Consider the following 22,462-nt stretch of genomic DNA (forward strand, 5'->3'; position numbering starts at 1 on the left):
AGACGTCATCCCGGACAAGCCGCGAAGCGGCGCGATCCGGATCCATGGTCCAGTCGCATGAGCAGCGGCGGAATGGATCCCGGCTCAGGACCGGGATGACGATTGAGTGGAACGTGCGACCGGAGTATTCATGGGCCGCATGTCACGCATAGAAGCAAAACTGAAAGAACTCGGCCTTACCCTGCCGCCGCCGATGCAGGTGCCGGGCGGTATGGCGTTGCCGTTCCCGTGGATCAACGTGCGCGGCGATCGCGTCATCATCTCGGGGCACGGGCCGCAGAATCCGGACGGTTCGCTCGCCGGCCCGTTCGGCAAGGTCGGCGCGGAGGTGTCGCTGGAGCAAGCGCAAGAGGTGGCGCGCAAGGTCGGCCTGTCGATCCTGGGCAGCCTGCAGCGCGAGCTTGGCGATCTCGATCGCATCGCGGGCTGGGCGCGCGTGTTCGGGATGGTAAACAGCGCGCCGAAATTCGACCGTCATCCGGCGGTGATCAACGGCTTCTCGGATCTGATCCTGGCAGTGTTCGGGCCGGAGATCGGCCGCCATGCGCGCTCGGCGATTGGCGTTGCCGGCCTCCCATTCAACATCGCGGTCGAGATCGAAGGCGAAGCGCTGTTGCGCGCATGAACGAAAGCGGCGAAGTCGCGCCAGTACATCCGTGGCGCGATTACGCCGCTTTCTTCCCGCCTCGCGCGGGAACTCTATGGCTGCACGATGATGTCGTTCCGCACGGCGCGCACGCCGTCAACGCTCCAGGCGATCTGCTCGGCCTTGGTGCGGTCGGCCACAGTCGGCACAAAGCCACTCAATTGCACGACGTCCTTCAGCGTCTCGACCTTGACCTGGTTGGCCAAGGCCACGCTGCCTTCGGTCGCGAGCTTCGTCTTCACCTGGGTGGAAATGGCCGCGGAATCAACATATTCGCCGGTTGATTCCTGACCCGATCGCACGGAACAGCCCGCGGCCGCCACGCTGAGCATCATCAGCGGCAGCAGAAACCGAAACTTATCCGTAACTTTACGCACGGTACTTTCTCCATGACGCACAAACCTTGCGCTCTCCGCCGAGGCGGGACGCGATAAGGGTAAAAACGTCCAGGAAAAGGTTTGGTTCCCCTAGCGCGGGCCCCAGTAGTCGCTCGGCCCGTACCAGCGCATGGCGCGCGGCGGCCGGGTCGCCAGGGCTTCGCTCGACTGGAAGGCGAGCAACTCGCCCAAGCGTTGCAGTCCGACGGGCAGATCGTGCGTGCGCTGGACCATGTCGGATCCCTGCTGCACATTGCCTTCGATAATGACGGGCCCGCGATCCGTGATCGCCACGTCGAATCCGATCATGATGCGGTCGGGAAACAGGCGCGCGGCCGTTGCCACCATCGCCACCGTTTCCGGCCAGCATGGCAGGCGCGTGCCAACAATCGCTGCACCCGTGACCGGATGCTGATGATGCAGCACGCAGGGCCGCTTGATCCAATTGTCCCAGGCGGGTCCGATCTCTCCAGTCGCGACATCGACGCGGCACACAGCGCCGCCTTGATGGAAGTTGTCGACCGAAGAGCCGGCGGCAAGCGACATCTTCAGCACCGCGTTCGTGACTTCGAAACCGCCCGTCTCGGTCTTGCACGTGGTGATGCGCAGCGACGTCAACCCGCCCCCAAAACGCAGGAGATCGGGATGATTCCTCAGGCACTCCTGCATGAGGTAGCGGCCGCGCCGCGCGACCAATGTCAGAATGTGCGCCCGCAACGCGGTCTCTGTCAGGCGCTGCCCGGCTGGACCTTCATACGATCCGTCACGATAGACCCACTTCTCGCAGCCGCGGCCGCCCTTGCCCTTCGCCGGCTTGAGAAAGAGATCGTGCGGCGGCAATCCCTCGCCCGTGTGGCGCTCAGGCGCGAACGTTCCATCCGCAGTCGCCACCTGATAGATGATCGGGCTCGCAACGCCGGCCTTTTCGCAGCGGTGGAAGAAACGCTGCTTGTCCTTGAGCCACTCCTTGGTGCTGCGCCGCATGGTAACGCGCGTGTGGAAATGGACCAGATTGTGGAAGCCGCCCTTCAGCTCGTAGCGCAGAATGTAGTGGCGCGCATTGGCCAGCCGCTCCGGGCGAAACAGGTCGAACACATAATATTTGTCCGGCGGGATCGAGTAGCGGATTGCGAGCCAGAGCTGCTCCACGATCTGGCGCCACACCGGCTTGCCGGTCGCGCGCGCCACCGCCGGCGCGATGCGACGGGTGAACATCCACAACATGACGATGAAATTGACCGGCCAGAGCACGCACAAGGCTGCCGTCAGCGCAACATGCTTTGGGCCCATGCTGCGCCAAGCGAAGCGGGCGTAGGCGGCGTGAATCTTGTCCGAAGCGGATCGTGGAGTCCCTAGGGCTGCCCAGAACAGGCGATAGGGCGAACAATAGGGCAGTCGAGTTTGGGCCATCTTGGCAAGCAGCCATAGCGGGCAAACCCAAAGCCGTAAAGAAATATCGCTTGTGCCGCCCGGCCATAGACGGAGCAGTTGGCGGGCGATAATGTCGCAGGACCCTATCGGAGATGCGACGCGTGACGACCAACCTGAAAGCCCGCCTGAAAGCCGGGGAAAAGCTCCTCGGCGCCTGGACGATGACCGACTCGCCGGACAATGCCGAAGTCATGGCACAGACGGGCCTCGACTTCGTGCTGATGGACCATGAGCACGGCCAGGCCACCCTACCCGCCGCCATTGCCCAGCTGCGCGCCATCAAGGGCACCGGCTGCGCCGGCCTGATGCGCGTGCCGTGGAACGACATGATCTATATCAAGCGGGTGCTCGACGCCGGCATCCAGGGCATCATGGTGCCGCAGGTCAACACGCCCGAAGAAGCGCGCGCCGTCGTCGCGGCCTGCCGCTATCCGCCGCTGGGTATCCGCGGCGCTGCCGGCGGTACCCGGGCCAGTTCCTACGGCGTCGATATGGGATACTTCGGCCGCGCCGCCGATGAGCTCCTTGTGATGGTGCAGGTCGAAACGCCGCAGGCGGTGGAGAACGCAGCGGCGATCGCGGCCGTAGATGGCGTGGACGTGGTGTTCATCGGGCCACGCGACCTCTCCGCGTATATGGGCAAGCTCAACAAGTTTGATGATCCCGAGCTGCGTGCACTGATCACTATGGTGGAGCAGGCAACACTGAAATCCGGCAAGGCACTCGGCACGATCGCACCGACAGGCGCGCTCGCCAGGCAGCTGTTCGACCAGGGCTACAGCCTGCTCATCTCCGGCAGCGACATGACGCACCTTCGCGCCAGCATCGTGCAGATGATGAAGGAAGCGGGACGCGGTTAAGGCGCGCCGCTGGCATTCCTCTCCCGCCGTCACCCCGGCCAAGCGTAGCGCGAGCCGGGTCCATTCCGCAGTCGCCACGAGCGTCTGAGAAATGGATCCCGGCTCAAGGCCGGGATGACAGTTGAGAGTGTGATGACGTCAGAGCGACCTGGACGTTATTTCTCATATGCCTCGTAGTGCCGGCAGGTCGGCTCGTATTCCAGCAAGTAGTCCTGGTCGAAATCGTAATAGCGCGCCTGCTCGACATTCTCGCCGGCGAAGCCCTTGATGGCCTCGAGCGACTCCCAGAAGGTCAGCATCTCGATATGCGCGACGTCGCCCTCGAGGCGGCGGAGCGCATAGGCCGCGAGATTGCCCGGCACCTCCCGGTAGCGCGGGATGGCGACCTCCCGCATGTGTTGAAGATAGGCGTCGCTCTTGGCGGCCGGAACGCGTCCGTGCCAGATGCGTGCGATCATGACCATGTCCTAGAATTGCAAGCGCTCTCGGGCGCAACTCCATCGCAACAAAGAGCGAATTGCAAGAGCCTAGATCATCTGGAACTTGCCGGTCATGCAATAGCGCCGGAAGGCTTTCAGCGTGCGGGCGCTGTTGGGCATCAGGCTGGCCGGCAAGTCCTCGAGCGCGAACCAGTCAAGCTCCAGGGTCTCGCGCGGGTCGAATTTTGGCTTCCCGCGTGGCTTGCTGGCGTGGAATAGGACGGCGACGCTCTGCGTCCGGTCGCCGTTGGGAAAGGTGATGGTCTCGTGACGCGGATCGGACGCGATGCCGAACACCTGCGGCCGCTTGATCTTGAGGCCGGTCTCCTCGAGCACTTCGCGGATCGCGGTCTCGACAGTGCTGTCGCCGACCTCCTGGTGACCGCCCGGCAGCCCCCAGCAGCGAAAATCCTTGCGCAGCTCCAACAGCACGCGGCCCAGCCGGTCATGCACCACGATGCGCGCGCCGGGAATGAGGACCAGCCGCGTCCCGACAATCTTGCGCAGCTTGCCGAGATAGGATTTCGAGAACTCCATGGCCTACTCCGCCGCGACCGGTGTGCGCATGGTGACGAATTCTTCGGCGGCGGTGGGGTGGATGGCGATGGTCTGGTCGATCTGCTGCTTGGTGGCCTTGAGCTTCACGGCGATGGCGAGGGTCTGGATGATCTCCGGTGCGTCCTGCCCCACCATGTGGGCGCCGACGACGGCCTGGCTCTTACGGTCGACCACCAGCTTCATGAGCGTTCGTTCCGGACGCCCGGTCATGGTGTGCTTCATGGGGCGGAAGGTCTCGCGGTAGATGTCCACTGCGCCATATTTCGCGCGCGCCCGCTCTTCGGTTTCGCCGACGGTGGCAACCGGCGGCTGGGTAAAGACGGCGGATGGGAAGTCGGAATGATCGATCATCCACGGCTTGTTGCCGAACACGCTGTCTGCGAAAGCGTGGCCCTCGCGGATCGCGACCGGCGTCAAGTTCACGCGATTGGTGCAGTCGCCGACGGCATAGATATTGGGCATGCTGCTCTTCGACCAACCGTCGACCTTGATGGCGCCGACATCGTCCAGCGCGACGCCAATCCTCTCCAGTCCCATGTTGCGCGTGAGCGGGCGCCGGCCGGTGGCATAAAGCACCTGGTCGCAATGGATCGCGGTGCCGTCATCCAGTGTCACGGCCAGGCCGCCCGCCACCTTGTCGATGCGCGTGACGTTGGTGTGGCAGCGCACGTCGATGCCCTTCTTCACCAGCTCGTCCTGCAGGAAGTTGCGCACATCGCCATCGAAGCCGCGCAGCACCTGCTCGCCGCGATAAAGCACAGTGGTTTTCGAGCCGAGCCCGTTGAAGATTCCGGCGAACTCCAGCGCGATATAGCCGCCACCGACCACCACCACGCGCTCCGGCAGCGTCTCGAGATGAAAGCACTCGTTGGAGGAAATCGCGTGCTCGATGCCGGGCAGCTTCGGCAGCTCCGGCCAGGAACCGGTGGCGATCAGGATGACCTCCGCGCGCACCTGCTTGCCACCGATGGAGATCGTGTGTTGATCCACCAACTCGGCGCGCGATTCGATCAGCTCGACTCCGGCCTTTGCCAGGGTTGATTTGTAGGCCTGGTTGAGCCGGTCGATCTCCTTGTCCTTGTTGGCGATCAGGCGCGCCCAATCGAAGCTCGGCTTTGGCACCGACCAGCCGTAGCCGTCGGCGTCCTCGAAGTCCTCGCCGAAGTGGGAGGCGTAGACCAACAGCTTCTTCGGCACGCAGCCGCGGATGACGCAGGTGCCGCCCACCCTGCTCTCTTCCGCAATGCCGACCCTGGCGCCATAGCCGGCTGCGATGCGCGCCGCACGCACACCGCCCGAGCCGGCGCCGATGATGAAGAGATCGTAGTCAAAAGCCATGATGCGCGCCTGGATATTGAATCGTTTGCAGCAGTCTATTAACGGTGCTTCGGCACCGCAATGAATCGTGCCGAAAGCGCTTGACCATATTTAGTAACTTATTATGTTACAGATCGCTGCGTCACCACTGCGAACGGCCTGCCGATCGAGGGCGGCCGGCGCCCCCACCATTCGGAGCAAAATGTCGATGAAGCTCTATTACTCACCCGGTGCCTGCTCGCACGCGCCGCACATCCTGCTACGCGAAGCCGGCCTGGATTTCTCGCTGGAGAAGGTCGATCTCGCCGCGAAGAAGACTGAGACCGGCGCCGATTTCAAGACCATCAACCCGTACGGCTACGTGCCGGCCCTGCAGCTCAAGGACGGCACGGTCCTGACCGAGGGACCGGCGATCGATCAGTACATCGCGGACCTCGTCCCGGCGAAGAAGCTGGCCCCGGCCGCCGGCACGCCGGAGCGTTACAAGCTGCAATCCTGGCTGAACTTCATCTCCACCGAGCTGCACAAGCAGTTCTCGCCCCTGTTCAACAAGACGGTGCCGGAAGAGTACAAGACGATGGTGAAGGAGAAGCTCGCCACGCGCTTCGATGCGATCAACGAGCATCTGTCGAAGAGCAAATATATCCTCGGCGAGAGCTTCACCGCGCCGGATGCGTATCTCTACACCGTGCTGAACTGGGCGAAATATTTCGCCATCGATCTCGCGAAGTGGCCGGCGATCAAATCGTTCATGGAACGGGTCGCCGCGCGCCCGTCGGCCCAGGAGGCTGCGAAGGCCGAAGGCCTCGCTGGCTAGGGTGAGGACAGGCAGGGCGGATTCCTTTAGGTCGGCCCTGCATGGAAGGGCCCGGCGCACCCCCCGCGCCGGGCCTTTTTTCTTCGGCGTCACGATGTCGCGAGCGCGTGGCGGCTCCGGCGTTCAGCCTTGCGGATCCGACCCTCGGTGCGCATAGTTGGATCGTGCAACGTTCCCTTGCCAAACAGCTGATCGCACTGCTGCTCCTGCTAGCGCTGGTCGCCGGCGGGGATCGCTTTGCCGTCATGACCATGAGTTCGGGCATGGACGGCATGCACATGAGCGACATCCAGAAGCCGGACACGAGCTGCAAGGCGTGCGGCGGAATGACGGCCGATATGCCGTGTGATGCAGTCTGTGCGGCTCTCCCGGCAATCGACGCGAGTCCCGTTGGCCTTGCCGACGTTCGCGTCCATGACCATTGGATGACGCGCTCGGAACCGAGCGCCGACTATTCGATCAGACCGGATACCTCTCCGCCTCGCGCCTGAAGCCGACGGTTTCGCGCATCTCAAACTCAAGTGGAGAGGAGTGTCTCCCATGACGTCGAGATTACGTTTGTCCATTGCCGCCTTATTCTCGTCTGTGCTGGTAGTCGCGCTGTTCGCCTTCGGCTCGGCGATTGCGCGCGCAGAAGCGACGCCCGACCCCGAGATCGTGAAGCGCTTCGAGTTCCTGAGTCAGAATGGCAACTCGTCGTGCAGCCGCGCTTTTCGGGATTCGATCCTCGACATGCCGGTGGACGCCCGCCTGCAGGGTTCATGCTGCATGGCAATGGACCTGCATCGCTACAGCGAGCAGATCGAAGGGCTGAAGCAATATGCGCATATCACGGACGTTCCGCCCGACCCATACGACGTGGCCGCGCCGCTCGCGCGGAAGCTGCTGCTCGCCTATGAGAAGCCGCTGGGCCCCGAGGAGCAGAAGCACTACGACTTCGCGATGGAGAACTCCAACGAGAAAGGACCCTGCTGCTGCCAGTGCTGGCGGTGGGAAGTGTTTGGCGGGCTCGGCAAGCTGCTGATCCGCGAGCACGGCTTCACCGGCGAACAGGTGACACAGGTCTGGAATCTGTCGGATGGCTGCGGCGGCGAAGCCCACCTGCACAATTGATGTCCAAATCAAACGACAAGGATCGATGATGAAAAGATCATTTTCCGCCGCAGCCGCTTTGGCATATGCGATCATATCCTTCGCCATGCCGGCAACGGCCGCGGACTCCGTCCCGCTGTCGAAGCTCGAGACGCAGACGCATTATCACGGCCTGGCGGTCGATCCCACCGACCCGTCACGGCTGTATCTCGCGACCCATCACGGCTTCTATCTGGTCGCAGCGGACGGAACGGCGACCCGGCTCTCGCAGGTCCAGGATTTCATGGGCTTCACGCCGCATCCGACCGATCCATCGGTGCTGTATGCCAGCGGGCATCCGAGCAACGGCGGCAATCTCGGCTTCCTCATGTCCGTCGATGGCGGCGCGAACTGGACACAGATCTCGCCAGGCCTCAACGGGCCGGTGGACTTTCATCAGATGGATGTGAGCCCCGCCGATCCGCAAGTGATCTATGGCGTCTATGGGGGCATCCAGGTCAGCCGCGACGGCGGCAAGACCTGGTCGATGGCGGGGCCGGCGCCGGAGGGGTTGATCGCGCTTGCGGCCTCAGCCCGTTCTGCCGACCGGCTCTATGGCGCGACCCAGAATGGACTTGTGATTAGCGATGATGCGGGCGCCACATGGCAGGCCGTCGCTTTCGGCGGCGAGACCGTGAGCATGGTTGCGACCGGACCCGATGACATGCTTTACGCCTATGCCGTCGGGCAAGGCTTGATGAGCGCCAAGGAGGAGAAGCCGAATGAATGGTCGCCGCTGTCTTCGGACGAGCGGATTCAACTGCATCTCGCGATCGACGCACGCGATCCCAATCGCATGTTCGCCATCGCGCACAAGGCCGGCATCATCCAGAGCACCGACGGCGGCAAGAGTTGGCAGAGCTTCGGCCAGCCATGAGGCACCGCCCATCGGCGATCTGGAGGGTGACGGCGGCGGTGATCGTGGCGACCGGCATCGTTGCCGGCGCGATCTGGTGGCTCGGTGAACAATCGCCGCGCATCGATCCCAACGACGCACAGCAGGTTTCCGCCGGCGAGGTCGTCTATCGCGCGCACTGCGCCTCCTGCCACGGCGTGAACCTGGAGGGGCAGCCGGACTGGCGCAACCGGCTGCCCAACGGCCGCCTGCCCGCGCCGCCGCACGATGCCAGCGGCCATACGTGGCACCATCCGGACGACGTGCTGCTGCAGATCGTGCGCGACGGGCCCGCCTTCTACGCGAGCCTGGGCGTCCAGACCGACATGCCGGCCTTCGGAAATGTGCTGTCGGAGGAGGAAATCGCGGCCGTCATGACCTATATCAAGAGCACATGGCCGCCCGAGATCCAGGCCCGGCAGGCCCGGATGAACCGCTAGGTCTGACATAGTCCCGTTACAAAGCAGGCCGAGACTGTTTGCATTGCACGACAAACCTTTATGGAGGCGGCATGATCGACCGCATGCTCGACTTTCTGACCGGCCGACAGGCCCCGGCCCTGGCGGACAAGCCCGACGAACTGGAGCTGGCCGTTGCGGCGCTGCTGATCGAAGCGGGGCGTATGGACGACCAGTTCGACGCGGCCGAGCGCGCGACCATCGAGCGGCTGCTCCAGAACCGGTTCGATCTCTCGCACGATGCCGTCCAGTCGCTGATGGACTCCGCCGAAAGAGCGGTTCGGAGCGCGACGCAGTTCTTCCCGTTCACCCGCGAGATCGTGCAGCGCATCAGCCCCGAGGACCGCGCCCACATCCTGGAGATGATGTGGGAGGTTGCCTACGCCGACGGCGTGCTCGACCCGCACGAAGACGCATTGCTCCGCCGCATCGCCGGGCTCATCCACGTCCCCGACCAGGAACGCGGCCTAGCGCGCCAGCGCGCGCTGGAGAAGGTCAAGAGCAAGGGGCCGTGGGGGCAGTAGTATGCACGAACCGCGCAAACACTCTTCTGTCACACCGGCCTTGAGCCGGGATGGCGGCCTGAGAAGCGGTAGTGCGAGCCTTCACAAAATCCGGCAATGCTTCGGGTCGATGCGCAGCTCGACCGTCTGCCCCACTGTCAGGGGCTTGTCCTTGAGGCTGGCGAGGCCGAGCAACTTGGTGCCGTCCGCGAGCACGATCTGATAGCGCGCCAGCGCGCCTAAGTAATCGACGTCCGCGACGGTGCCGGGCAAGCCGCCCTGCCCCGCAGGCAGCAGATCGATCTTTTCCGCGCGCACCACGACGGTGACGGTCTCGCCAACCTGCACGCGCCGGTTGGTCGTCGCGTTCAGCACATGCATGCCGAGCCCGACCTGGGCGTGACCATCGGCCGACGCGCGCACCTGGCCGGTGATGAAATTGGCATTGCCGAGGAAGCTCGCCACGAAGGCGCTGTGCGGATGCTCGTAAACCTCGCGCGGCGCGCCGACCTGCTCAATCTTGCCCTTATTCATCACCACCACATGGTCGGACATGGCGAGCGCCTCGCCCTGGTCATGAGTCACGAACACGGTGGCAATACCGATGCGGCGCTGAATGTTCTTGATCTCCACCCGCATCTCCTCGCGCAGGTTGGCATCGAGCGCGGAGAGCGGCTCGTCCAGCAGCAGCACGTCCGGCTCGATCACCAGCGCGCGCGCCAGGGCGATGCGCTGCTGCTGCCCGCCCGACAGCTGCTGCGGATAGCGATCCTCGACGCCGGGCAGGCGCACCATGTCGAGCGCCCGCGCCACACGCTTGCTGATCTCGTCCGCCGTCACATTGCGGTATTTGAGCCCGAACCCGACATTCGCGGCGATCGTCTTGTGCGGGAACAGAGCATAGTTCTGGAACACGATGCCGAGATTGCGCCGGTGGATCGGCACATCGTTGATGCGCTGGCCCTTGATGCGGATCTCGCCCGCGCTTGGGCTTTCGAGGCCCGCGACCATGCGCAAGGTCGTGGTCTTGCCGCAGCCGGAGGGGCCGAGCAGGGTCACGAACGAACCGGCTGGGACCGTCAGGTCGATGTTGTCCACGGCGAGAATGTTGTGACCAAACCGCTTGGTCACCTGGCTCAATTCAACGGCATGCATTGCGATGATGGCTCTCGATACTTCTGAAGCGGAGCCGGCGGCGACTCCCCTCCGCCGCCGGCTCCTCCCGTCACGCTCTCAACCTCCCCGGAGGCGCGCCAGATGCTCAGGCGCCCTTGGAGATGCGTTCCCACTCCTTCTTGAAGGCGTCCTGGTTCTTCGTCCAGTAGTCCGCCTTCTCCCAGATGAAGTTCTCGAACTTGCCGGTCGGATCGAAGCCCGGCAGTGACTTCACTTTTTCGGTCAGCTCGACCTTGTTGGGGTCGAGCGCCGGCGGATAGTTCTGCCCTTCGGCGATCGCGATGGCGACCTTGGGCTCGCTGCAGAAATCGAGCAGCTGCTCGCATTCCGGCATCGGGCTGCCCGCCAGCACCATCAGGCCTTCGAGCCAGGCGAAACCCGCATTGGCGGTATCAACCCAGCCGATATCGTGGCCGTTCTGCTGGAGATAGGCGACGCGGCCCGACCAGCCGTCGGAGAGGATGATCTCCTCCTTGCTCATGAGGTCGATGAACTCCTGGCCCGAGCCCCAGTATTTCACCACCAGATCGCGCTGCTTGCGGCAGGCTTCCCACATTTCCTCGACGTCGGTCGCCCCTTGCGGATCCTGACCGGTATAGAGGCTGGCCATCCAGGCGCGCGTCTGCCAGCCGTCGTACATCGCCATCTTGCCCTTGTATTTCTCGTCCCACAGGATCTTGGCGCCGGCTTCCTTCGCCTCCGCGTCGGAGATGTATTTGCGATTGTACGCAATGCCCGTCGTGCCGTAATCGAACGGAATGGCGGAGAGCTTGCCGCCGGTCTCGTTGCGGAACGCGTCGAGCGTGGCGGGCAGGATCAGCTTCAGGTTGGGGATGTTCGCCTCGTTGATCCAGGCGCCGAATCCGGCCTTGTTGAAGCGCGCATAGTCATAGACGCCGCTCACCAGAAAGATGTTGTATTCGCCGGGCTGCGATGCCTTCACCTGGGTCAGGAACTCGTCGGTGTCGCCAAACTCACCTTCCACGACCTTGATCCCGGTCTTTTTCGTGAAGGCCGGAAAGGCGTTGTTCCGAAATGCCTCGGATACGATGCCGCCCCAGCCGTCGAACCGGACCTGCTCCACCGCCGCGAGCGCCTCGCGCGTGAGCCCTCTGAACGGACCGCCGACCACGCCGACCGCGGCGGCAGCCACGGTCAGGAAACCCATCAACTGGCGGCGGCTGATGTCGCCATTGCCACACGCCTCCAGCAGGCGCTCGTACTTCTTGTCGTCACCGAATCTCATAACTCTTTCCTCCCGATTTTCGCCCGGAACCGTCCGGGCGTCCTCATCTGCCGCGGCTGAAGCGACGGACCACGAATCCGCCGATCAGTGGCAGCAAAATCGTCACGATGATCATCACCGAGCCGAGCGCGTTGATCTCCGGCGAGATCGAGGTGCGCAGCATGGCGAAGATCTTGGTCGGCACAGTCTCGATGCCGGGCTTCTTCCAGAACAAGGTCGCCGTGATGTTGTCGAACGAGATCGCGACCGCGAACAGGAACCCGCCCAGGATCGCGGGCGAGATCAGCGGCAGCGTCACTTCGCGGAAGGTCTGCAAACGATTGGCGCCGAGGCTCAAAGCTGCCTCCTCGAAATTCTGGCGCAGCCCGACCAGCCGCGCCTGCACCACCAGCACAACGAAGGGCAGCGCCAGCACCGTGTGACCGAGCAACAGCATGCCGAAGCTGCGATAGACACCCATCAGCTTCAGGAACATCAGCAGAGCGACGCCGAGCACCACTTCGGGCACCAGCAGCGGCAGCGAGATCAGCGTGCTGATCCCGTTCTTGGCCTTGAACTGGTAGCGCACCAGGGCGATGGCGGCCATGACGCCAACGGCGGTCGCCACGAGCGAGCAGCCGAGGGCGAGAACGATCGAGGTCTGGAACGCCTGCAGGATCGAATCGTTGGCGAACAGCTTCTCGTACCATTGCAGGCTGAGCCCCTCCATCGGGAAGGCGCCGCTGCGCGAGCCGTTGAAGGAGAGCAGCATCACCACAGCGATCGGTGCGAACTGGAAGATATAGACGGCGACTGAGAACAGGCCGAGCAGCCAGAGCGCCGCGCGCGATTCCAGCGTCGCACTCATCGCGCAAAGCTCCGATAGATGTCGCTCAGGCTCATGAAGCGGTTGTAGACCGCCACCAGCAGGCCGAGCGACAGAAGCAGGATCACCGACAGCACGGCGCCGGTCGGCCAGTCGAGCTGCGAGATGATCGCCTCGTAGATGAGATCGGGGAAGAACAGGGTATCCGGTCCGCCGAGCAGGCGCGGCGTGACGTAGGAGCCGGCTGCCAGCACGAAGCACAGCATGCAGCCGGCGCCGAGGCCAGGCAGCGACAGCGGCAACGTCACTTCGCGGAACGTCTGCCAGGGCGAGCAGCCCAGCGTGCGCGCGGAGGCTTCGAGATTGCGATCGATGCCATCGAGGCTGACATAGATGTTGATGATCATGTAGGGCAGCAGGAAATAGACCAGCCCCATGATCACCGAGAAATCATTGTAGAGCATCTTCAGGGGCTCATCGATGATGCCCAGCGAGATCAGCATGGTGTTCAACGCGCCCGTCCGGCCCAGGACGCTGATCCAAGCCATGGTGCGGATGATGTAGGAGATCCAGAACGGCAGGAACAACAGGAACAGCAGCAGCACCTTGTTGCTGAACTGGATGCGCGCCAGGAAATAGGCGGCCGGATAACCGATGATTGCGCAGGAGATCGTCGTGATCAGCGCAAGCTTGAAGCTGCCCCACAGGCCGAGCCAGTAATAGTAGTCGGTCGCGACGGCAATCCAGTTGCCGAACTGGAAGGCCGGCACGTCGAGCCCCTCTGCCGTGCGGATCCAGAATGAATAGACGGCAATGAACAGGATTGGCGCGACCAGGAATAGCGCCAGCGAGACCAACGCAGGCGACAGCAACGCATAAGCCCTCGTGTTCTGTTGGTCCAATTCCTCCGGCCCCCTGTTCCGCTCCGTTCCGCGTTTCGGCGTCGCGCTCTTGAGGGCGCTGCCAGCTGCCGGCGCATGCGGCGCGTTTTTGAGCGGGCAAGCCTAGCATGCTTGCCGTGGCACGCAAGCTGGGCATAATTGGTTCGAGATTGGTCTGAGACAATTGGTGGCTTGATGATTCCGTTCGCACGCATGCACGGTAGCGGCAATGACTTCGCGGTAGTCGACGATCGCGCCGGTCGGTTGCGCCCACATCGCCGGGCATTAGCGCAAGCCTTGTGCGACCGGCGTCGCGGTCTTGGCGGCGATGGGCTTGTCCTCCTGTCGAACGGCAGCGCCGGTCACGTGGTGATGAGCTACATCAACGCCGACGGCAACGACGGCGAAATGTGCGGCAATGGCGCGGGCTGTGCGGTGCGGCGTGCCTGGGAGTTGCGTTTCTTCCAAGGATCGGAAACCGTTCTGGATACCGATGCCGGCGCGATCGGCGCGCGGATCGACGGGTTCCGCATCACCATGACTATGACTGATCCGCAGGACGAACGGCTCAATCTCTCCATTCCGACTAGCGAAGGCACGCTGCTCGGCCACTACATCGACACCGGCGTGCCCCATGTCGTGCTGTTCGTCGACGATGTGGCCCAAGCGAATCTCGCCGAACTGGGGCCAGAGGTTCGCCATCACGCGCTGTTTCCGCACGGCTGCAACGTGAACTGGGCAGCGCGGGTCGACGAGAATTCATTCCGCATGCGCACGTATGAGCGCGGCGTTGAGGCGGAGACTTTGTCCTGCGGCACAGGCGCAACTGCCATCGCGCTCATCGCCTACCGCCTCGGCCTCGCCAAGCCGCCGGTGATGATTCGCGCGAGCGGCGGCGGCACGCTCAACATCGAATTCGACGAATCGTCGGCTGGTCCCCTGCGGAATGTCCGGACCACCGTCGAAGTGGAGCGCATCGCCGAAGGCACGATCGATGCCGATTGGCTCGCACGGCGCGGCTTCGCGCTCTGAGCAAGGATCGGAGCGCGACCCAGCTCAGCGCACGGCACGCTGCCACTCAGTCGACCGAGTGGAGACAAGATGCACACCCACCAAGTATCGCGGCTGCCAGAGACACCGACCGACCTGATGATGCGCGCCAGGCACACCAATGCGCTCGATTGGACGCAGATCGCAGCGGACCTGGATGAGCATGGCTGTGCCCTCACCGGTCCGCTGCTGCCGGCGGAAACATGCACGCAGCTGATCGAGAGCTACGAGGACGAAGCGCGCTTCCGCAGCACGATCGTGATGGCGCGCCATGGTTTCGGGGAAGGCGAGTACAAGTACTTTGCCGCGCCACTGCCGGCGACCGTTGCGACATTGCGCGCCGGCTTCTATCCGGCGCTCGCGAAGATCGCCAATCGATGGAACGAGCGCCTCGGAATCCCGCAACGGTTTCCGGCGACGCTCGACGACTATCTCGCGCGCTGCCACAAGGCCGGCCAGAAACGGCCGACTCCCTTGCTGCTGAAATACGGGCCGGGCGACTACAACTGCTTGCATCAGGATCTCTATGGCGAGCATGTGTTTCCGCTTCAGCTCGCCATCCTGTTATCCGATCCCAGGCGCGATTTCAGCGGCGGCGAATTCGTGTTGACCGAACAGCGGCCGCGCCGGCAGTCACGTGTCGAGGTAGTGCCGATAGGCCAGGGCGAAGGTGTGATCTTTCCAGTCCATCATCGGCCGGTCGCCGGCGCGCGCGGCACCTATCGCGTCACCATGCGACACGGCGTCAGCCGCCTGCGCTCCGGCCACCGCATGACTCTCGGCATCATCTTTCACGACGCGAAGTGACGGCGCTTCATCTTCATGCGCGTATGACGAGACAATCCGCGAGGGGAGAGGGGACTCATTTGTGATCGAGCAGACGCCCGGCTACTGGTGCCCGATCGAGGGCTCTTCGCGGTTGTCGGCGATGATGTCGATGCGAGTCGCCTGGCGCCAGCGCAGGAGCAGTAGGAACCAGATCACCACCACTTCCGCCGCAGGCCAGGCGATCGCCATGGCGTTGGTGACCGCGAACGGAATGACCGCCGGCAGGAACGTCGCCAAGCCGGCGCCGATCATCAGCATGGGCAGTGGCCAGTAGGCGATCGCCAGCACCACCAACCCGGTCAGGTCCGCGCGATTGCGCGTCTTGCCACCGAAATTGAGCCACAGCAGGAACAGCATGTCGCGCAGCACGAACAGCAGCAGGGCGGCGATGTTGAATGCGATCGGCCCGAGCGCGAACCAGTTGGCGTCGCGCTGCAGCGTGAACCACCAGGAATCCTCCCAGGTCAATTGTCCGCCGCTGGCGATCGACCAGATGGTGGCGGCACCGGCAACCACGGCGAGGATGTACGAGATCAGCCACCAGGGCATGAACTCCAGGGCGCGCCACCAGTGCAGCGCCTTGAGCCGCGCGAGGCCCCAGCGATAGCGCACCGGATCCTTCACCTCGGCGAAGAATGCGGCATAGGTCAGCATCAGCGCGCTCACGCAAGCGATGGCGAGGCGCGAGCTCAGCGCCTTGGTCTCCCAGCTCACGAACCCGGCGGCATAGGCCATGGCGAAAAGCGTGAAGAGCTTCCATACCCAGGGACGGTTGACATAGAGCAGCTCCGCCCGCATCAGCCGCCACGAAGCGAGCAGCGCCCAGATTGTGAACACACCGGCCGAGCTGAGATAGAACAGATTGGCGTCATAGGTTCGATCATACCAGCGGATGGTGCCGACGCTGGCTGCCCATGGGTTCGCCGAATAGTCCCAGCCGACCGCCAATCCGAACGCCAGCAGCCCCGCGATCTGCGCCATCGTCACGGCGAGGCGGCGACGGAACTGCACCTTGCGCAACAGCAGCAGCGCGACCACGAGCGCCGTCGCCTGACCCAGGACAGCGCCCAGCAAAAGGGTGGCGACCTGCTGCCACACGGCGACACGCATGGCGCCGGCGGACGCCTGCAACCCGAACCATGCCATCACGCCGAGGCAGATCAGTCCGCAGTACCAGGGGAAGATCGCGCCGCCGAACATCTTGCCCCACACCATCGACCAGGCGGACATGCCGGACATGCGCTGGCCTTCCCAGGTGCCGCTCCCGACCTCTTCGGCCAATGCATCCGCCACGCGGCGCGTGCTCCACAGTGCTATCAGCAGCACGAAGCCCCAGCGCGCGAACTCCGCCATATGGCTGGGCGCCGGCGCGATGGCCTGCAGCAGGGCCGCAACGATGATCCCCAGCAGGATCGGTGCGGCCAGCACCCTGCCCCAGCTCAGTTGGAGCCACAGGTTGCGCTGGAACTCGGCGCTGAACCACATTCTCAGCCACCTCGCCCGATCTTGGGCAGGGCGCGTGCTGCCTCTGCCGCACGCACCTGCTCGAGATAGGCTTCCTGCAGCCCCTGCTCGTCGATCGCGAACTCAATGACGTGCAGATCGGCCGCCATGAGATGCTTGAGCAAGGTGTGGCGAGACACCGCGCTCGCCGGATACTCGAACGTGCAGGTCGAGCCGATGAGCGTGATTTCGGTGACGCCGCCTTCGTGGCTCAGCACGTCGACCAGACGATGCTCGCCACCAGCCACTTCGACGCGGATGCGGACGCGCTGCTTGGACATGGGATCAAGCGCGCGGTGATGCAGGATGCGACCCTCGCGGATCACCAGCATGTGGGTCGAGTAGTCCTCGAGTTCCGCCAGGATGTGGGAGGAGACGATGATGGTCATGCCCTTGTCGCGCAGCGCGCGCAGCACGGCTGACAGGCCCATGCGCGCCTCGGGGTCGAGGCCGGCCGCCGGCTCATCCAGCAGCAGCAGCGCCGGCTCATGGATGATGGCTTGCGCGATGGCGAGGCGCTGACGCAGGCCGCGTGACAAGGCGCCCGCCTTGTCGCCCATCCGGTCCAGGATCTCCATGCGCTCCGCCGCCAGATGAACGCGCGCCGCCTGCTCGCCCCGCGGGACGCCCAAGGCGGCCGCCCGGTAGGTCAGGCACTGGCGCACTGTCAGCTCGTCATAGAGTCCGTAGAAATCCGGCAGGAAGCCCATGCGCTGATGGGCGTCGCGGGGCGTGTCGTGGATGTTGAGCCCATCCAGCATGACCTCGCCAGCAAACGGCCGGTCGAGCGCCGCGAGGCAGCGCAGCAAAGTGGACTTGCCGGCGCCGTTCGGTCCGACCAGAGCCGTGATGGTCTTGGGCTCGACGGAAAACGACACGTCGTCCAGGGCGCGAACCCCCGGATAGTCGAAGACCAGATGTCTTACAGATAGCATGGAGGCGATTCGTCCCTGAGGACTCGAGGCGGGTCAAGCTTTACCCACGCGCCGGCCGGCGGAAACGTGCGGAATCTCACGAGGTTAGGGCAAGTTTGGGGCGCTCAGGGGCAGCGAAAGCCAAAGACCAAGCGCCTAAAGTTAAGGTAAATGTCGTCCTTCTTCTAAGCAGCGCTTAACGAGTGCGGAGTCACCCTTATCGGATCGGCGGTCGATCCTGAGGGGTCCACGACATGCTTCTCACACGTCAGCGTGCGAAACTGAAGTTCTGGATCGCAGGCGCCTTCTTGTTCGCGCTGGCTGCCTTCGTTCTTGTGCAACCCACCGAGAGCCGGGCGGACGCCTGGGAGTGGCTGACTAACCTCCTTCGGGACGATGCGGATGTCGAGAACGCGTCTCTGTCCGGGAGCAATCTGCCATCCGACGCCATCGTGACCGGCCGCGGTGAAACGCGCACCATCCAGCTGGGCCGCGACCTGATGGAGCTCTACCCTGTTACTGCCGTCACGTTCGAGGTGTCAGGCACGAAAACCACGGTGCATCTTCTTGGCGGAACCATCCGCGCCAAAGTCGCAAAGCGGCAGAAGAACCAGACATTCGACGTTGAGACCCCAAATCTGGTTGCCACGGTCAAGGGAACGGATTTCGAAGTCAGTGCGATCGACGGCGCATCGGCAGTTTCGGTCTATGAGGGGAGAGTTGCCGTCAAGGCGGTTGGTCGGATTGGCGGGCTGGACGTGACGCCTGGGAAAACGGCCACCGTGACCAACGCTGATCGCGCACCGGCCTTGGCGGCCACGCCCGCAGGCGGCGCTGCCGCGGCCGCAAAAGCACGTGCGGGCAGCGGCACCTCGAAGGTCGATGCCGCCTCGAGCGATCAGCTGGCCGACGATGACGACAGCACGGGGTCAAGCAGCAGCGAGGGCACGTCTGGCAGCAGAGGTGATGGCGGCGGCGGCGATAGAGAGGGCAGCGGCGGCAGCAGCGGCAAAGGTGGCAGCGGCAGCGGTGGTGGTAGTGGTAGCGGTAGCAGCGGCAGTGGTAGTGGTAGTGGTAGTGGTAGCGGCGGTGGCAGCGGCTCCGGCGGTGGCGGTGACGATGGAGGAGATGGCGACGATGATTAGGCCATCGCAGAAACGACTGCTGGCGAAGGCCATGTCGGAGGAACGCCTCTCCTACCCCTTGGCCTCCGCCAGAAGCGCGCGGACGCCGAGCCCGAGTAGGCCAACATCGCTGCCGGGAATGATGAAGCGATAGCCGTGCGCGGCCATTTCCTTCGCCATCCCGCCGGAGATCGCGGTGCTGCCCAGCAGCTTGCCACTCGCCAGGATCGCGTCGGCCGCGCGGTCGATCTCACGCGCACCACGGGATCGTCGAACTGATTGAGCTGCCCAGCGTGGCCGAAAGATCGCGCGGACCAATGAAGATCACGTCGACACCTTCGACTGCGGCCATCTCCGGAATGGCGTCGATCGCCCGCGCGTTTTCCACCTGCACGACGATCAATAGGTCCTCGAAGAATTCCTGGTGGTAGGCCGGATTGAAGCCATACTTCATCGCGCGCATGCCGCCGAACGCGCCGCGGATTCCGGTCGGCGCGTAGCGGCAGGCATCCACGACACGGCGCGCCTCGGCCGCGCTGCTGACGTTTGGCACCATGATGCCGGCCACCCCGGCATCAAGCGCGCGCTTGATATAGACGTAGTCGTTGCTGGGAACGCGCAGCACGCCGACGCAATCGCTGCCCTTGATGGCGCGAAGCTGGCCGATCGCATCATCGATGCTGCCCTGCCCGTGCTCGTGATCCAGCAGCAGGAAATCCATGCCGGCATAGCCCAGAATCTCCGCCATGTCGGCCGAGGCGCTGAGCATCCAGGCGCCGAAGCAAGCCTGACCGGCTCGCAATTTGTGCTTCAGCGGATTGCCGTTGGACATTTGATGGTACTCCTGGAAAGTCGCGCTCGCCCCGCTCTTGGCTACCGTGCTCATTTGCCGGTTGCAAGACGGCGGCTTGACCAGGCCGAGCTTTCTGGCGACGAATGCAACTTTTACGTGGCTTTGGGGGCAATACATGAGAATGGCTTCGTAGAGTATGTCGCGGTTGGCGCGATTGCGCTGCTGGCCGGATGCGGCGGGCAGAGCCCGGACCGGAATGTCGTGGGGCGGGAATTATCAGCGGGCGCAGCGCGCAAACTATTTCCAACCTTTCGCCACGGCGGCCAATGTAATGGTTTCGGACAGAGAGTATGACGGCGATCTGCACAAGGCCCGGTCGGTGGACGTGGTCGACCTCGATTCCGCACACGCGATTTACGGATGCCGCGACTGGCGACTTCTTTGACCTCCAGCGATACCCCGGCAAGCGCAGCCTGCTGAAGGGACCCTTCGGGAACCTGGAATGGGCATTGATTGCCGATGGTGTGCCGGCAGCAGAGATCTATCGCGAATTGGCGACCAGCACCGGCGTGGATCGCGCCTTCAAGAAGCTCGACACGATCAAGTCTGAGATCGTCTGGTGGGACTATGGCAAGGGAAGCAGCCAACCATACCAGTTCCTATCCGATTCTCGGGTCGTGATGGCGAGCGCATGGTCCGGTGGCATCAAGAACCCACTTAATTCCGGCGCCTTTGGGACTATGTGGGACTACCAGGAAATCGATTGGAACTATTGGGCCATTCCAAAGGGTGCCAATTCCGACTTGGCCTATGAGTTCCTGAAGCTCGCCAGCAGCCCGGCTCAGATGGCCCGGATGGCGGAGGCCGTCCGATACGGCCCTCGAACATGGATGCGGTGCCGATGATCGCAAAGGCTGCCTTGGATGATCTTCCGGATCACCCCGCGCACATGGCAACCGCGTTTCCGCTCGATCCGGAATTCTGGGCGTCGCACCATGACGCGTTATCGAGGCGGTTTTCCTCCTGGCTGGCCGAGTGATCTGGGGCACATCGAAAAAGAAACGGGCGGAGCCGAGGCTCCGCCCGTTCGCGTTACATCAGTCCGGTGGGCCTTTAGATGCCCATGCAGAGATACTTGACCTCGAGATAGTCCTCGATGCCGTATTTGGAGCCCTCGCGGCCGATACCGGACTCCTTCACGCCGCCGAACGGCGCCACTTCGGTGGAGATGATGCCGGTGTTGATGCCGATGATGCCGGACTCAATTTGCTCCGCCACGCGCCAGACGCGGCCAAGATCGCGGGCATAGAAGTAGGCAGCGAGGCCGAACTCGGTATCGTTGGCGAGCTTCACCGCCTCTTCCTCGGTCTTGAAGCGGAAGAGCGGCGCGACCGGACCGAAGGTCTCTTCGCGCGTCACCTTCATGTTGGGCGTGACGTTCACCAGGATCGTCGGCTCGAAAAAGCTGAGGCCGAGCGCGTGGCGCTTGCCGCCGGCGGCGATCTTGGCGCCCTTCTGCACGGCGTCGGCAATATGCTCCTCGACCTTTTCCACCGCCTTCATGTCGATGAGCGGGCCCTGCTGGGTCTCACCCTTGAGGCCATCGCCGACCTTCAGCTTGGCGACCGCGGTGGCGAGCTTGGCGGCGAAGGCGTCATAGACGCTGTCCTGCACCAGGATGCGGTTGGCGCACACGCAGGTCTGGCCGGTGTTGCGGTACTTGGACATGATCGCGCCTTCGACCGCGGCGTCGAGGTCGGCGTCGTCGAACACGATGAAGGGCGCGTTGCCGCCCAGCTCCATCGAGGTCTTCTTGACCGACTTGGCGCACTGCTCGAGCAGGATCTTGCCGATCTCGGTTGAGCCGGTGAAGGTCAGCTTGCGCACGATCGGGTTGGAGGTCATCTCCCCGCCGATCTGGGTGGCGGAACCGGTGACCACGTTGAAGACGCCGGCCGGCACACCGGCGCGGTGCGCGAGCTCAGCCAAGGCGAGGGCCGAGAACGGCGTCTGGGTCGCCGGCTTCAGCACGATCGGGCAACCGGCGGCCAGTGCCGGGCCGGCCTTGCGGGTGATCATGGCGGAGGGGAAGTTCCACGGCGTGATGGCCGCGACCACGCCGACCGGCTCCTTGGTCACCACAATGCGCTTGTCGGGTTGGTGCGCCGGGATAACGTCGCCATAGGTGCGCTTGCCCTCTTCGGCGAACCACTCGATGAAGGAGGCGGCATAGGCGATCTCGCCCTTGGACTCCGCCATCGGCTTGCCCTGCTCCGCTGTCATCAGGATCGCCAGGTCCTCCTGGTTCTCCATCATCAGGTTGAAGAGCTTGCGCAGGATGTTGGCGCGCTCCTTCGCCGTCTTCTTGCGCCAGCCGCCCCAGGCGGCATTCGCCGCCTCGATGGCGCGGCGCGTCTCGGCGGCGCCCATGTTGGGGATGGTGCCCAGTACTTCTCCGGTCGCCGGGTTGGTGACATCGATGGTCTTGCCGCTGTCGGCATCGGCCCACGCGCCGTTGATGTAGCACTGCTGGCGGAACAGGCTCGGATCCTTGAGCGACAAAGCGGATGGTTTCTTGAGCGCGGCTTGCGACATGATTTCTGATCCTCGACTGTCAGGATTGATGGGGCAGTATAGTCAGAGATAGGGCGCGATAAAGGAGATTAAAGA

Annotated in this window: 25 protein-coding genes; 12 read left to right on the forward strand and 13 right to left on the reverse strand. The window is 63.7% G+C overall.

What is annotated here, in order from left to right; genetic code table 11:
* Positions 1-130: 130 nt before the first annotated feature.
* Positions 131-625 carry a RidA family protein gene (locus tag DTX69_RS26650; protein ID WP_284736094.1) on the forward strand — a complete coding sequence of 165 codons (495 nt, stop codon included), beginning with the start codon at positions 131-133 and terminating at the stop codon, positions 623-625.
* A 74-nt stretch (positions 626-699) separates the two neighbouring features.
* Here the strand turns inward: DTX69_RS26650 and DTX69_RS26655 are convergent, their stop codons facing one another.
* Both DTX69_RS26655 and DTX69_RS26660 read right to left on the reverse strand, forming a co-directional pair.
* Entirely contained in the window at positions 700-1,023 is a 324-nt protein-coding gene (locus DTX69_RS26655) for a BON domain-containing protein (protein WP_162917585.1), read from the reverse strand.
* 90 nt (positions 1,024-1,113) lie between these two features.
* Positions 1,114-2,433 carry a sugar-transfer associated ATP-grasp domain-containing protein gene (locus tag DTX69_RS26660; protein WP_119304632.1) on the reverse strand — a complete coding sequence of 440 codons (1,320 nt, stop codon included), beginning with the start codon at positions 2,431-2,433 and terminating at the stop codon, positions 1,114-1,116.
* 122 nt (positions 2,434-2,555) lie between these two features.
* On the opposite strand from DTX69_RS26660, the gene DTX69_RS26665 reads away from it, so the two are divergent.
* Positions 2,556-3,314 (forward strand): HpcH/HpaI aldolase family protein, encoded by a 759-nt coding sequence (locus DTX69_RS26665; protein WP_162917586.1) that lies wholly within the window; start codon positions 2,556-2,558, stop codon positions 3,312-3,314.
* 155 nt (positions 3,315-3,469) lie between these two features.
* Here DTX69_RS26665 and DTX69_RS26670 read toward each other — a convergent pair whose 3' ends face one another.
* From DTX69_RS26670 to gor, 3 genes are all read right to left on the reverse strand, one after another.
* Positions 3,470-3,772, reverse strand: a complete 303-nt coding sequence (locus tag DTX69_RS26670) for an antibiotic biosynthesis monooxygenase family protein (protein ID WP_119304685.1) — start codon at positions 3,770-3,772, stop codon at positions 3,470-3,472.
* 69 nt (positions 3,773-3,841) lie between these two features.
* Positions 3,842-4,330 carry an NUDIX hydrolase gene (locus DTX69_RS26675; RefSeq protein WP_119304634.1) on the reverse strand — a complete coding sequence of 163 codons (489 nt, stop codon included), beginning with the start codon at positions 4,328-4,330 and terminating at the stop codon, positions 3,842-3,844.
* A 3-nt stretch (positions 4,331-4,333) separates the two neighbouring features.
* Complete coding sequence (gene gor / locus DTX69_RS26680) at positions 4,334-5,692, reverse strand: glutathione-disulfide reductase (protein WP_119304635.1); 1,359 nt, start codon at positions 5,690-5,692, stop codon at positions 4,334-4,336.
* Between the two features lie 184 nt (positions 5,693-5,876).
* Here gor and gstA point away from each other — a divergent pair, with 184 nt between their 5' ends.
* The 6 genes from gstA to DTX69_RS26710 all read left to right on the forward strand — a co-directional run bounded on the left by gstA (position 5,877) and on the right by DTX69_RS26710 (position 9,493).
* A complete protein-coding gene (gene gstA / locus DTX69_RS26685) occupies positions 5,877-6,485 on the forward strand; it encodes a glutathione transferase GstA (protein ID WP_119304686.1) in 609 nt (202 codons plus the stop codon).
* A 164-nt stretch (positions 6,486-6,649) separates the two neighbouring features.
* Positions 6,650-6,976, forward strand: coding sequence for a hypothetical protein (locus DTX69_RS26690; RefSeq protein ID WP_162917587.1), 327 nt, complete (start codon positions 6,650-6,652; stop codon positions 6,974-6,976).
* Between the two features lie 49 nt (positions 6,977-7,025).
* Entirely contained in the window at positions 7,026-7,598 is a 573-nt protein-coding gene (locus DTX69_RS26695; protein WP_162917588.1) for a hypothetical protein, read from the forward strand.
* A 28-nt stretch (positions 7,599-7,626) separates the two neighbouring features.
* Positions 7,627-8,493, forward strand: a complete 867-nt coding sequence (locus DTX69_RS26700; RefSeq protein WP_284736095.1) for a WD40/YVTN/BNR-like repeat-containing protein — start codon at positions 7,627-7,629, stop codon at positions 8,491-8,493.
* Positions 8,490-8,951 (forward strand): c-type cytochrome, encoded by a 462-nt coding sequence (locus tag DTX69_RS26705; protein WP_119304639.1) that lies wholly within the window; start codon positions 8,490-8,492, stop codon positions 8,949-8,951. The genes DTX69_RS26700 and DTX69_RS26705 overlap by 4 nt, the downstream gene beginning before the upstream one ends.
* A 71-nt stretch (positions 8,952-9,022) precedes the next feature.
* Positions 9,023-9,493: a tellurite resistance TerB family protein gene (locus tag DTX69_RS26710; RefSeq protein ID WP_119304640.1), complete on the forward strand. Its 471-nt coding sequence runs from the start codon at positions 9,023-9,025 to the stop codon at positions 9,491-9,493.
* An 81-nt stretch (positions 9,494-9,574) separates the two neighbouring features.
* Here the strand turns inward: DTX69_RS26710 and DTX69_RS26715 are convergent, their stop codons facing one another.
* From DTX69_RS26715 to DTX69_RS26730, 4 genes are all read right to left on the reverse strand, one after another.
* Positions 9,575-10,627 carry an ABC transporter ATP-binding protein gene (locus tag DTX69_RS26715; RefSeq protein WP_119304641.1) on the reverse strand — a complete coding sequence of 351 codons (1,053 nt, stop codon included), beginning with the start codon at positions 10,625-10,627 and terminating at the stop codon, positions 9,575-9,577.
* 106 nt (positions 10,628-10,733) lie between these two features.
* The gene (locus DTX69_RS26720; RefSeq protein WP_119304642.1) at positions 10,734-11,894 is read right to left on the reverse strand and encodes an extracellular solute-binding protein; all 1,161 of its coding nucleotides are present in this window, start codon (positions 11,892-11,894) and stop codon (positions 10,734-10,736) included.
* A gap of 43 nt (positions 11,895-11,937) precedes the next feature.
* Positions 11,938-12,741 (reverse strand): ABC transporter permease, encoded by an 804-nt coding sequence (locus DTX69_RS26725; protein ID WP_119304643.1) that lies wholly within the window; start codon positions 12,739-12,741, stop codon positions 11,938-11,940.
* Positions 12,738-13,571 (reverse strand): ABC transporter permease, encoded by an 834-nt coding sequence (locus DTX69_RS26730; RefSeq protein ID WP_284736096.1) that lies wholly within the window; start codon positions 13,569-13,571, stop codon positions 12,738-12,740. The genes DTX69_RS26725 and DTX69_RS26730 overlap by 4 nt, the downstream gene beginning before the upstream one ends.
* A 204-nt stretch (positions 13,572-13,775) precedes the next feature.
* Between DTX69_RS26730 and dapF the strand changes: the two genes are divergently transcribed.
* Together dapF and DTX69_RS26740 are read left to right on the forward strand one after the other, a co-directional pair.
* Complete coding sequence (dapF, locus tag DTX69_RS26735) at positions 13,776-14,612, forward strand: diaminopimelate epimerase (RefSeq protein WP_119304645.1); 837 nt, start codon at positions 13,776-13,778, stop codon at positions 14,610-14,612.
* Positions 14,613-14,681: 69 nt separating this feature from the next.
* The gene (locus DTX69_RS26740; protein WP_284736097.1) at positions 14,682-15,437 is read left to right on the forward strand and encodes a 2OG-Fe(II) oxygenase; all 756 of its coding nucleotides are present in this window, start codon (positions 14,682-14,684) and stop codon (positions 15,435-15,437) included.
* Positions 15,438-15,518: 81 nt separating this feature from the next.
* On the opposite strand, the gene DTX69_RS26745 is transcribed toward DTX69_RS26740, so the two are convergent.
* Together DTX69_RS26745 and DTX69_RS26750 are read right to left on the reverse strand one after the other, a co-directional pair.
* Complete coding sequence (locus tag DTX69_RS26745) at positions 15,519-16,943, reverse strand: hypothetical protein (protein ID WP_119304647.1); 1,425 nt, start codon at positions 16,941-16,943, stop codon at positions 15,519-15,521.
* 2 nt (positions 16,944-16,945) lie between these two features.
* On the reverse strand, positions 16,946-17,896 hold the full coding sequence (locus tag DTX69_RS26750; RefSeq protein WP_119304648.1) for an ABC transporter ATP-binding protein: 951 nt from the start codon (positions 17,894-17,896) through the stop codon (positions 16,946-16,948).
* A 233-nt stretch (positions 17,897-18,129) separates the two neighbouring features.
* Here DTX69_RS26750 and DTX69_RS26755 point away from each other — a divergent pair, with 233 nt between their 5' ends.
* Positions 18,130-19,020 (forward strand): FecR domain-containing protein, encoded by an 891-nt coding sequence (locus tag DTX69_RS26755; protein ID WP_119304649.1) that lies wholly within the window; start codon positions 18,130-18,132, stop codon positions 19,018-19,020.
* 229 nt (positions 19,021-19,249) lie between these two features.
* On the opposite strand, the gene DTX69_RS26760 is transcribed toward DTX69_RS26755, so the two are convergent.
* Complete coding sequence (locus DTX69_RS26760; protein WP_162917590.1) at positions 19,250-19,831, reverse strand: HpcH/HpaI aldolase family protein; 582 nt, start codon at positions 19,829-19,831, stop codon at positions 19,250-19,252.
* A 311-nt stretch (positions 19,832-20,142) separates the two neighbouring features.
* Here DTX69_RS26760 and DTX69_RS26765 point away from each other — a divergent pair, with 311 nt between their 5' ends.
* Positions 20,143-20,697, forward strand: a complete 555-nt coding sequence (locus DTX69_RS26765; RefSeq protein WP_119304651.1) for an extracellular solute-binding protein — start codon at positions 20,143-20,145, stop codon at positions 20,695-20,697.
* A 208-nt stretch (positions 20,698-20,905) separates the two neighbouring features.
* On the opposite strand, the gene gabD is transcribed toward DTX69_RS26765, so the two are convergent.
* On the reverse strand, positions 20,906-22,387 hold the full coding sequence (gabD, locus tag DTX69_RS26770) for an NADP-dependent succinate-semialdehyde dehydrogenase (protein ID WP_119304652.1): 1,482 nt from the start codon (positions 22,385-22,387) through the stop codon (positions 20,906-20,908).
* Between the last annotated feature and the right edge of the window lie 75 nt (positions 22,388-22,462).

Source organism: Dongia deserti (assembly GCF_003574735.1).
In the GTDB taxonomy this organism is placed as follows: Bacteria; Pseudomonadota; Alphaproteobacteria; order Dongiales; family Dongiaceae; genus Dongia_A; species Dongia_A deserti.